Source organism: Algimonas ampicilliniresistens, from assembly GCF_030159955.1.
Lineage (GTDB): Bacteria > Pseudomonadota > Alphaproteobacteria > Caulobacterales > Maricaulaceae > Litorimonas > Litorimonas ampicilliniresistens.
On sequence record NZ_BSNK01000001.1, the window covers coordinates 490,850 to 502,169 of the forward strand.

General features: G+C 54.7%; 10 protein-coding genes and 2 pseudogenes. 10 read left to right on the top strand and 2 right to left on the bottom strand.

Translation table 11 applies throughout. The features are described 5' to 3' along the window. Positions 1–176: 176 nt before the first annotated feature. Both QQL54_RS15445 and QQL54_RS15450 read right to left on the bottom strand, forming a co-directional pair. Positions 177–1,025 (bottom strand): annotated as a pseudogene (locus QQL54_RS15445) (nucleotidyl transferase AbiEii/AbiGii toxin family protein). Between the two features lie 200 nt (positions 1,026–1,225). Next, a pseudogene (locus tag QQL54_RS15450) lies at positions 1,226–1,624 on the bottom strand (DUF6088 family protein); the annotation flags it as partial. A gap of 238 nt (positions 1,625–1,862) precedes the next feature. Between QQL54_RS15450 and QQL54_RS02165 the strand changes: the two are divergent. The 10 genes from QQL54_RS02165 to QQL54_RS02205 all read left to right on the top strand — a co-directional run bounded on the left by QQL54_RS02165 (position 1,863) and on the right by QQL54_RS02205 (position 11,304). After that, entirely contained in the window at positions 1,863–2,663 is an 801-nt protein-coding gene (locus tag QQL54_RS02165) for an RNA polymerase sigma factor (RefSeq protein ID WP_284387048.1), read from the top strand. Further along, complete coding sequence (locus QQL54_RS02170) at positions 2,650–3,204, top strand: hypothetical protein (protein WP_284387049.1); 555 nt, start codon at positions 2,650–2,652, stop codon at positions 3,202–3,204. Before QQL54_RS02165 ends, QQL54_RS02170 begins: the two co-directional genes overlap by 14 nt. Next, positions 3,188–6,598 carry an ATP-dependent helicase gene (locus QQL54_RS02175; RefSeq protein ID WP_284387050.1) on the top strand — a complete coding sequence of 1,137 codons (3,411 nt, stop codon included), beginning with the start codon at positions 3,188–3,190 and terminating at the stop codon, positions 6,596–6,598. The genes QQL54_RS02170 and QQL54_RS02175 overlap by 17 nt, the downstream gene beginning before the upstream one ends. A 67-nt stretch (positions 6,599–6,665) precedes the next feature. Beyond that, complete coding sequence (locus QQL54_RS02180; protein WP_284387051.1) at positions 6,666–7,520, top strand: multiubiquitin domain-containing protein; 855 nt, start codon at positions 6,666–6,668, stop codon at positions 7,518–7,520. Between the two features lie 5 nt (positions 7,521–7,525). Beyond that, positions 7,526–8,908 (top strand): ThiF family adenylyltransferase, encoded by a 1,383-nt coding sequence (locus QQL54_RS02185; RefSeq protein WP_284389425.1) that lies wholly within the window; start codon positions 7,526–7,528, stop codon positions 8,906–8,908. A 1-nt stretch (position 8,909) separates the two neighbouring features. Beyond that, positions 8,910–9,281 (top strand): ubiquitination-like system serine protease family protein, encoded by a 372-nt coding sequence (locus QQL54_RS15455; RefSeq protein WP_348520670.1) that lies wholly within the window; start codon positions 8,910–8,912, stop codon positions 9,279–9,281. Positions 9,282–9,431: 150 nt separating this feature from the next. After that, the gene (locus QQL54_RS02190) at positions 9,432–9,842 is read left to right on the top strand and encodes a hypothetical protein (protein ID WP_284387052.1); all 411 of its coding nucleotides are present in this window, start codon (positions 9,432–9,434) and stop codon (positions 9,840–9,842) included. Positions 9,843–9,968: 126 nt separating this feature from the next. Then, positions 9,969–10,202: a hypothetical protein gene (locus QQL54_RS02195; RefSeq protein WP_284387053.1), complete on the top strand. Its 234-nt coding sequence runs from the start codon at positions 9,969–9,971 to the stop codon at positions 10,200–10,202. Between the two features lie 383 nt (positions 10,203–10,585). Then, entirely contained in the window at positions 10,586–10,846 is a 261-nt protein-coding gene (locus tag QQL54_RS02200) for a DUF3489 domain-containing protein (protein ID WP_284387054.1), read from the top strand. A gap of 2 nt (positions 10,847–10,848) precedes the next feature. Then, entirely contained in the window at positions 10,849–11,304 is a 456-nt protein-coding gene (locus QQL54_RS02205) for a DUF2924 domain-containing protein (protein ID WP_284387055.1), read from the top strand. Positions 11,305–11,320: the final 16 nt, after the last annotated feature.

The following is an 11,320-nucleotide window of genomic DNA, read 5'->3' on the forward strand; positions in this document are numbered from 1 at the left end:
TTGGAATGAGCTAAAGAGCGTTGATCTCAGCCTCTAGCGCTCCCAAGGAGTCGATGATCTGCTCCCAACTTGGGCCGTCATCAAAAAGCATCTCGCGCATCTCGCTATAGTCTCGCCGAAGACGCTCGTTCAAATCCGGATTGGGAAGAAGTCGAAGGTAGGGAGGCCGCGCCGTCTCATAGCTCGCCCACGCCGCTCGAAAGAGACGACTTATGCCGAGCAACGGCTTTTAGAAGATCGAGGTCATCAAGCGCTTCCGCTTTGATTGGCGTACCCGCCAATGTCGCAAGGTCATAATAATGACGAGACATAGCGCGACCGAGAGCCTTGTTCGGTTTCTGATAGAAAAGCATGTGTAAGATCGTGGCCTTTTCCCAGAAGGTTCGCGCGGCACTGAGAACCTTCACCTCGACATCAGGCTCTTCGAAGAGGGCAGGAAGCTGCTCTGCCGCATAAGGTTTCACCAACCGTGTTTCTGGGGGCAAATGATCAGAGCGCGCCCCGAACTCCAATTTCACTTTGTCCGCTAGGTAATTGCCCGCATGCGTCGTCAGGCTCGTCGGGTAGTTTAAGATCAGGGTTTGCGGGTCTTCTTCTGAAACTGTGAGATCAATCTTGGAGGAGGGGAGGGCATCAGCCATAGCGCCCGCGAGCTTGGCCAAGAGACCACCTTGAATCTAGTGCTCAGCGCGCTTGGAGAGCTCTTCAAGCAAGGCCTTACGTCGATAGTTAGACAGCCCATCTCTTGCTGGATCGCGGTCACCGTCAAAGCCAAGATCGCGGCGGTCCAGACTTAGGTCGATGTCCTCTGAAAAGCGACGAATGACGCCGTAGGCTTTGGACAAAGATGTACCGCCCTTGAAGATAAGGCCGGTCTCCATGTCCTGAAGACTGAAGACACGCTTGAGTGTCCAGCAAACCCAAAAGTCCTTCTCAACAATGATTGGGGCCACACCCATCCTTGCAGCGGCTCCTAAAAAGAGCTCGGACCGATCCTCAGCGGGTAATTGGGCGATTTCGTCCATATCTTACACAGCTTCAGCGATGCGCTTAGCGACCGGTTGCATCCAAGCGGGCGCCTTCGTGCTTTGCTTGACGAGATCCTTGGCATCAGACGGGCTGATCTGCTTAGCAACGCGGTGCACAATCTGATCATTGAGCCCGTCGCGCCCACATAGCGAAGCGCCTGAAAGACAGTCCCCGCCGTGGTCCCAGCCGCGACGAGGTTCTTAGGCGCTGCCTGCTTTAGCGTGATGGATGTCTGGCCCACCTGTCGGGTACGGGTCCGTCCATTCGTCAGATAGACAGAGTTCGCCAGGACCTGATTTGTGAGACCCAAAAGGTTAGCGGCGCGGGACGGGGGGATCTGGAGCTTATGCCCATCCTTTCTGACAATGGCATCTGCGACGTCATCAAGGTTCGGGGAGAGGGGGCCGAAACGAGGGCTGATCTTCGGGTAATCGTAGACCCCCTGGGAGAGCCGGCGAATTAAGCCGTCCTGGGCAAGCCGCGATAGCGCCTTATCAATGGACGTGCGAGACCCCACCGCCAGAAAATCTGACGGTGTGAAGACCGAACCACGGTCTTTGCGCTGAATGCGGGATCTGATTGTCGATATCGTCATTACTCTCTACCCACGTCAGAAAATAGTATATATTTTTCGGACGTGCAAGATCCACAGGCTTTGTGACCTTTTACAAGGTAAGCTTTGAAAATGGATCAAAAAGAACCTTGTTCTACTTTCGCGTCCGCAACACAATAAAACTACCATCTATTGTGCCCACAGAATGAGCCAGGCCTCTCCTGTGCTTACTGATAATATGTGCTAGCTAATATGATAGCGGTCAGATCGAGAGCGATGAATGGAACTCGAGCCTTTACGAATGCGAAATGGGCAAGGTGTCCTTTATACACGTCGTGCGCCTGTTGTTGCGGCAATTAAACGGGGACTCAATGACTCGTTCGAAACCCTGCTTGAGCGGGCCAAAATCCGGAACAGACAAGATCCTGATTACGTCCCCTCGGAAGCCTTAGTCTATCATATTCGGCGAACGAAGAGCGACAACAGCGAGGCGCGTTTCATCGCACTTCTGGACATAATCAATAAGCGTGTTGCTGACTCCTGTCGTCGGCCAGGTCGTCAGGTCGGAAACCAACTCTATGAAGACGCGGAGCTCGCAGAGCTGCGTGAGGCAACTGTCAATCTTGTGATGGAGCTGATCCTTAAGGACCAAGACGGGTATGAGAAGAAGCTGGATGTCTATGAGTTTGCCTTCGATAAGGCCGTCCGCGCTCGCCGTATTGATCACAAAAGAATGCGCGGCCGACGACCGACGGCGAACGCGCCTATTCTGGACGAAATCAGCGGAGAGGTTCGTCAGGATGTTGAGGACGCCTTAGCCCGGCTCTCCTCAGGCCAAACCCCTATCGAGAGTAGTCTGGATTGCCGGATCGCCTTACGACGTGCGATTGATACATTACCGAGTGATCAACGCGAGGTCGTCGAGCTTTGGATGTCGGGAGTGCAAATTGAGTCGAAAAAGGACGAAGAACCCTCCATCGCGACAACGCTGGGATGTTCGATAAGAACTGTCCAAAACAGGCGCAATCGCGCTTTTGCCGCAATGAGAGTGGCGCTGGGGCTGGAGAATGATGATGAGTAAGCGGGACGATGTAATCGATGACTTCTGTGTGGAAACAGACCTGTCACCGGCTGTGCTGCAAACCTTTATCGCGCGGCACCCTGAATACATAGAGGAGCTTCTTGAGCTGTACCATGAATTCGCTATTCTAGAGCTCGACCTGATGGATGCCCATGACGCATCAGAGACCAGTCAAGCCGTCCTCGAAACGCAAATGACCCAGAAGGCCTATAACGCCTTGTTTGGCGCGGAAGTCAGAACATTTTCAAAAGATATTCGCTTACCTAGAGGCTTTCTGACGGGATTGAATAGCAGCGTCATTGAGTTGCGATCCGTACCGCTGAACTTCCTCAAAGCAATGGCGGCCCGGCTTGATGTGGGCCTTGCTGATCTCTGGTCGGCTATGGTTCAGGGTAACCGTCAGGCCATCGCCATGAAATCCGATGACAAACCCGGGGGAGCGAAACCGATCAGCTTCGACGAATATATAAACCGGGCGACACTGACCTCTGAGCAAGAGAAGGTTCTTTCGCACATGATGAGTGATGATGGACCGAATTGAGGCCATTCGCCAACGGGCGGCAGCTTTACACGCCGCCGCATGCGAGGCCGGTGACGAGCCGACTAATCCTTATCTTTTTGTTCTCAAGGAAGCGGACCGCCGCGACATTGAAGTCTCAGCGCGTTCCACTGGCGACCCTCAACTCAATGGCGGTCGCGCGACTTTTCAAGCGGATGCAGGTGTCATCCTACACGAGCAAACCGGATCAAGCTTCCTTGATGCCTTTCTGGTCGCCCATGAGATTGGGCATGATGAGTTTGGGAGTGGAATCGAGCGTCCTCCACTCATGGATATCGATCCGGCTCGCTCAAGCGATCCTGCGCCTGTTGGGGCGGACCGTGTCGTGGATTATAGCAGTCAGGCCCGGCAAGAAATTCAAATGGACCTCTTCGCGAGGGAATTTCTTTTCCCTCGCACCCTTGCCTGGACCTGGCATGTCGAAGACGGCCTCGACGCGGACGAAATCGCGAGGCGGCTTGGAGCCCCTTACGATATGGTTGCGGCGCAGCTGTTTGACGCGCTTTGGCTCCCGCACGTACCCACGAAGTCAGAAATAAGTACTGGCCCCACGAAACCGCTAAACCCGGAGCAGAGGGCGGCTGCGGAACACCAGGGCGGCGCTTTACTCCTGAAAGCGGGTCCCGGTACGGGAAAGACCCAAACTCTTGTGGGTCGGCTCGCCGTTCTGCGTGAGCGAGAGGTTGATCCGGAAGATCTGCTCCTATTGACCTTTTCCAACAAGGCGGCGGCAGAGATGACGGACCGAGCGATCAAGATCTGGCCGGAGTCCGCTGGGGCAGCCTGGATTGGTACATTTCACTCTTTCGGGCTTGATATTGTGCGCCGGTTTCATGACCGACTTAACCTGCCCAATCGACCAAAGCTCATCGACACAAGCGAAGCGATCGCCATGCTTGAGGAGGAATTTCCGCGACTGGGTCTGAATTACTTCAACGACCTCTGGGATCCGACACATATTCTGAAAGACATTCTGGCCGCCATCTCTCGGGCGAAAGACGAGGTCGTTGATCATAAGGCGTACAGGAAATACGCGTTAGCTATGGCGGAAGCCGCTGAATCGACTGAGACGATTGAGGAGGCCGAACGCTGTCTGGAGATTGCGGACGTCTATGACCTCTATGAGACCCTGAAAAAGGACGCCGGAGCTGTCGACTTTGGCGATCTCGTCGCACTGCCGACGGCGCTTGTTGAAACGGATGCAGAGGTGCGGGCCAGCCTTCAATCCCGTTACGGACATATTCTTGTCGACGAATATCAGGATGTGAACCGTGCCAGCGTCCGCCTCCTCAAAGCGCTCAAACCTGATGGTGAGAACCTGTGGGTTGTGGGTGATGCCAAACAATCAATCTACAGGTTTCGGGGCGCGTCACCAGACAGTGTCGCCGCCTTCGCCACGACCGCGTTTCCGGGTGGAACCATCTCGGAGCTGCGAACGAATTATCGCTCCACTCAATCTATCTGTGACGTGTTCAAGGCCTTTGCGAGAGTTCGGATGGCATCTGCCACAGACTTTGACGTAAATGCCGCGTCCGAAGAGGTCGGACCGCGTCCACGCTACATTGAACTGAGCTCCAAGGATCACGAGTTGGAGGAATTGGCGGCCCGGATTGAGAAAATTTGCGAGGAGGGTGCATCCTTCCGCGACCAGGCTGTTCTCTGCAAGGGGAATGACCGTCTTGCAGAGATTGCAGCCGGGCTGGAACAACGCGGCATCCCCGTACTTTTCTTAGGTCCTCTATTTGATCGTCAGGAGATCAAAGAAGCCCTTTCACTCCTGTCCATGATCATCGATCCACGGGCCATGGGTTTGTCGAGTGTCGCTTCGCTATCACCCTTTCGGATCAGCATAGATGATCTGGCAAAGATGGTTGATGCGATCCGCCGCGCTAGTCCGGAATCCCCGCTGGACTGGACCCAGGCCGTATCAGAAACCCGGGACTTCTCAGACGCTTCCCAAGAGGGTGTCGCGAGGCTCCTATCCTGTTTCGAAGGCTTTGAACCGCATGTTCCGCCCTGGCGGGCGCTAGCGACACTCTATCTCGACAGGACCCGACTTGGCGCACAGCTCGGATTGGCAGCGCGTGAGGGTGAAGCGAACCCAGCGATTGCGATGTGGCAATTGCAAAATTTCTTTCGCAATGATTTTGCACGCGGGGAGGGGTATCCAATCCATGAGCTGCTCACGCGCATCCGAAAGCTTGTCATGCTCTCAGATGAGCGCGAGCTCAGACACCTGCCAGAGGCAGCGCAAACGCTTGATGCGGTCCGATTGCTCACCGTTCATGGCAGCAAGGGACTTGAGTTTCCGGTTCTGCACCTACCTTCGCTGACGCGCGGCTCTTTAAACCGCTCAGCCAATCAGAGCCGGGGCCTCCCACCACCCGATGGTCTCATCGCTGGGCCTGTCTTTCGAGGTCGAGATGCCTCGCATGCGGGGCATGAAGATGAGCAACACTGTCTCTTTTTCGTTGGCTTATCACGCGCAGAAGACCAGCTTTACCTCTATTCGCCCCATACAAGCCGTAGCAAACCGTCTCCATTTCTCGACGATATTGCGGCAACCGTTACATGTGAAACCCCGCTTTCGGAGCCTCCAATACTGGCGGAGCAGGAAGAAGCGTTTGAACTCAGTCTCGACGGCAGGCCGCGCCTCTCCCCCTCACAGCTCGCACTTTATCAAAAATGTCCCCGGCGGTTTCTATTCGCCTATGTGCTTGGTATTGGCGGCCGACGGATGGAAACCCCTCCCATGCAAATGCACCGGGCTGTCCAGGTCGTCATCGATCAGTTGCTCGCCCACCTGAACGACGTACTGAGCCCCGCGGAATTGACCGATATTGTCGATCAAGCCTGGGAAGAGCATGGGCCGGTCGAGCATGGCTATGCGTCGAAATATCGGACCATCGCCGACACTCTGATCGCCTTCTTGCACTCAATCCGCACGGGGGAAACGCGCAGGCCCCCTCAGACACGCGAAGTGTCACTCGAACATGCCGACATTGTCGTGACAGCCCACGAAGAAATTGACGGCGGTGCGCACACAATCTTCCGCCGCATTAAAACCGGACGCAGGACCAGTCAGGCCCTCGAAGGTCTCGATGCGGCAGCCTTTCAGATGGCCGTCGCTGATCATGGTCATGTCGAATTTGTCTACCTCACCGGAGAAACACGGGAGATGGTGGCCCTGTCGAAACAAAAAATCTCCAACAGGGGAAAGAAAATCGAGGCGGCGACCAAAGCCTTATCGCTTGGGCAATTCCCCCCAGATCGGGGGCGTCAATGTGCCAGTTGCCCATTCTTTTTCAACTGTACACCCCCGCCAAGTGGGCACCTTCGAAAAAAAATCGGCGAGCGCTTACCGGTTTCCTCCTAGGCTGACGATTGTCCTTGTGAACACGCTGGCAATGGGCCGGCGACACAGACCTAGAAGGACAAAAATCATGACGGCAACCGCCCAAACATCCCAATTCAAAGTCAGGATCGCTGATACGACGCTCAAATTTCGATCCTATACCATTGACGACCCGAAGCCGCTTGGACGGCAGCTGATCGAAGCCGTTGGAGGCCATCCTGTCGAGGAACATGTGGCCTTTGCCATTCTTCCCAATGGCGATTTCGAAGACATTCGGCTCGACGAGGGCTTTGACCTCAGAGGTCGCGGGGTCGAGAAGGTCCTCGTGGCCCGCTCGGACCGGAGTTTCCGGCTGAAAGTCGATGACGCCGACGTCGAGTGGCCCCATGCCTGTATTAGTGGGTTCGTCCTGCGCAAGCTTGCCAAGCTGGCGGAAAACTACTCCCTTTGGCAGGAACGCCCAGGCCAGCATGACCGAAAGATTGAGAATGACGATATCATCAACCTGGATGAACCGGGCGTTGAACGGTTCATTTCTCTGATCGATCAGACCACGGAGGGCGACGCTCTACCCTCAGCTGACCAAGGCTTTCTGTCTGAGCACGGATACGCTTACGAGGTCATCGTGGAAGGCGGGCAGACGGGTATCGTGTTGAAGGGGCTCCTTCTGCCAGAGGGGAAATTCAACCATGAGACAGCAGATATTCTTATCCTGCTGCCCAGTGGCTACCCCGACTGTCCGCCCGACATGTTTTACGCATATCCGAAGCTGACTCTCGGTGAAACGGGCCAGGATCCCAAAGCGTGTACTGTGCAACATAATTTCGGGGGGCGGAGGTGGCAGCGCTGGTCGCGTCACAACCGAAATTGGCGTCCGGGACGGGATGGGCTTCGCACCATGATCGCCCGCGTCCAGACCGCTTTGACCGAGGCGCGCGCGTGACCCCAATGCGCGACCTCATTCTCCAAAACCCCCATGAGGCTTCGATCCGCGCCCTTCTGAAAGATGGGCAAGGATCGGAGCGAGCCGCCTACATGTTGTTCGGATTGGCTGATATCGAAAGCGATCCTTGGACGCTGCAACCTCGAACCCGTTATGTTTCACACGATTTCCAAACGATTGAACCAGACGCGATGATTTCAGCGTCTGAGCGTCATATCACATGGCAGACGGATGGCTTCATGAAACTCCTTGGCGAGGCCAAGTCTTCAGGAATGGTTCCTGCTTTGGTCCATACACACCCATCCGGCTTGGCCCGGTTTTCTGATCAGGATGATCGCAATGAAGCAGAGTTAGCGAGAACCGCAGCACTGAAAGGCGTGGCCGGTCTCATCAGTATTGTCATCGCGGGGGATGGCACGATCGCAGCCCGTCTATGGACAGATCAAAAGACCTTCGTCGATATGCCACGGATCCTGAGTTCCGGGCCGAGACTTGGGCTGGCTGGAGAAAACGGTAAAGCGCAAAGGTATCAGGATCGACAAATCCGCTTGTTCGGTGAAGCGGCGTCTCAACAAGCCTCTGCCTTTCGTTGTGCCATTGCTGGGTGTGGAGCAACCGGGAGCGCTGTCCTGCCACTACTTCTTCGTCTTGGCGTCGAGAACATTGTCATGTTCGACCGAGATATAGTCGAAGACACAAACCTCAATCGCTTGCATGGCGCGAGGCGTGAGGATGTCACTGCAGGGCTTTCCAAAATCGCTATTCATGAGCGAACGGTGAGGGATATTGGGCTCGGTACAAAATTTGTCGGAATTGAAAGCTGGGCGGGTGATCCAGAGACGTGGGACGCGCTCAAATCATGTGATGTAATTTTCTGCTGCACGGATGATCATGCGGGGCGACTGTTTTTGAATCGATTTTCCCGCTTCTACGGAATTCCTATAATTGATGTCGGACTGGCGATGCAGCGTCGTGGACAGGGCTATGATTTGTTTGCACGGGTGACAACGCTCGTCGCCGGACATCCGTGTCTTGTATGTGCCGGCCATATTGATGTCGGACTCGCGGCTGAGCAAGCCCTGAAAAGACGCGATCCGGATGCCCATGCGCGATTGAAGGAGGAGGCCTATGTTCTAGGAGAAGGGGATCCGTCCCCGGCGGTTGTCACATTTACAACGGAAGCCGCGTCAATGGCCGTAAATGAATGGCTGTCAGGACTAACCGGATTTGCGGGCTCATCCGGAATGCTACCTAGCAGGACGCGGCGATTTCACGCCCGAGATGATCGGACGAGCTCAGTTTCGGCACAACCCGACTGTTCCCTTTGCCAAGCCCCCGAGACGCTCGGTCGTGGCGATATGGTCCCCTTCCTTGATAGGATTGCGTAAGATGAGACAGTTTTTGGCGAGATTACTTCGACAGTTTGGATCGCTTGATTTTGAGCTGCTGAGCCAAAGCCATCCGACTTTCCCTGACGAAATTGAGGACTATCAGATTACGATCGTCAAGAACGGCGGCGTCGAAAAATGGGCTTGCTTTTCGTGCCCTGGAGGCTGCGGGGAACGGATCGACCTCTCACTCAATCCAAACCGCCGCCCGCGATGGACCATCAGCTGGGATTTTTGGACCCGCCCTACAATCAAGCCATCCGTGCATCAAAAAAACGAATGTGGATGCCATTTTTGGGTTCGCAACGGGCGTGTTGACTGGTGCAAGGGGGGCAGGCCGAACAAAAGAAGCAGACTGAACCAACGACTATAAGGTGTAACCCAAGGGAAAATGAGAGAAACGAGACACCTCCAAACTCAATTGAACATAGAGGCAACGAGCGGCACAGATGCGCCTCACGTCAAACTAGTATCGCCTAACCTTAAGGAACGACCGCCAGCACGCTCTGACGTGCTTGACTGGATGCGTCCAGATTCCTGGTTGCCGAAGCTGCCTGGGCTGATCGGAGATGTGGTCACAGATAAGGTTATTGATGCGGTGATCGCGGACCCACCTGACTACATCGTTTCGGATGACCTCACTTGGTTGAACCGATTGATATCGAAGGATGCCGATCTGAAGTCTCTCATGACAGAGAGATTACGAAATTGCTATCGCGCCTTTCGAACATGTCACGCTTCTCGGACGACTGACGTCGATAGTTTTTACAGTAAAGGTATCCGCAAGCTGGACAGATCAGATGCGACACACGCATTGAGGGCTCTCCTGAAGGAAAGACCAGAGATCCCAAATGATGAGGATCGTTTCCAACACGCATTAGATGATGTCGGATTTGATCTTCGTGAAGATCGGGTCTTCTTTGCCGCAAACTAGACTATGATCATTGAGCATGGGGCTCATTATCTTCTCTATGGCGGGGAACATCAGCTGGCCGTTGCGAGTCGAGTCTGGTCAGCCGGCGTCGCTCGGCGATATCTACGGTCACGGGGCAAAGCTACAATGTTTATATGCGATGTACCGTTTTCACTCATTAGCGATAGTTGGCTGTCCGAATATGCCGGATCCGCTTTGGCGCGTTGGATCGGTGAAAAGCTAACAGAGCCTCAGGTTGATGATTTTGGAGAAGAGTCCATTTGCATTCATGCAGATCTTCCTGCTGAAGCTATTGTCGGACACTATCACCCCAGTAAAGTGCGCGACCCATTTTCAGGTTCTGCCTGGACAAAGCCTTAGATTCATTTCTGTCGGATCCAGCAACCAAACATATTTGTCGATATGCGCTCTCAATTTGAGACAAATCTGCAGCTGCGTGTGAGGTCCTTGTCTATCTAGGTCGACTAAAGGACTTTGCGGCTTTTGGGGTTAAGCTCACGGAAAATGTAAAAAGGGGAGCGTTTTCTAAACGAGGAGCAGAAAGAGCCCCAATGAGATGATGCATATAAATACAAATTTCTGTCCATTATGTTGTGTGACCTGAATATCCAGTTCCAAATGCCTATTCTACTAAACACTGGACTTCATCCTAAAAGGAAGCGGTAGTGTGATCACGGCCCTTACCATGGGCCTTGTCTCAGTAGTGGCGCGCATCGGGCGCGCTGATAACTGGAGACATACTCATGACACCCAATCCCACCAAACAATCCTCCTCTGAAACTGCAGCGCTCGCACCCCCTCGTGAGGGCACCAAACAAGCCAAGCTTGTCGGCTTGCTGTCCCGCAAAAGCGGCGTGACTCTCGAGAAAGCCGCGGAGGCCTTAGGCTGGCAGACGCACACAACCAGCGCGACAATGACCGGCCTGCGCAAACGTGGCTACGTGATCGATCGAGAACCTCGTGACGGAAAGCCGAGCCTGTACCGCATCAAGCCGGACGCCTAGCGATGAACGCGTCATCCAAGGCCGAGCAGGAGCCAGCCTTCTCTGCGCTTAAGGATCTCTCGCGCGAACACCTGCTTGTCCTGTGGCATCGCTACTATGAGACCCCGCCCTTCAAAGGCGCTCGCAAGAGCACTCTGATTCGAGGGATCAGCTACGCTCGACAAGCGAACGCGTATGGAGGCCTCAAGGCGATGACCAAGCGGAAGCTTCTCAAAATTGCCAAAGAGCTGACCGCTGCAGCTCTGACAAAACCCGTCGCAACAGCGAATCCTCCGCCGCCTAAGATCCAACCCGGAACCCAACTGGTCCGAGAGTGGAACGGCAAGACTTACGCTGTCCTCTGCACTGATCAGGGCTTTGTGATGAATGGAGTCACCTACGGGTCGCTCTCTGCAATCGCCAAAGCCATCACTGGGACGACGTGGTCAGGCCCTCGCTTCTTCGGGGTGAGGGGATAAACTGGAGGGGGACAGA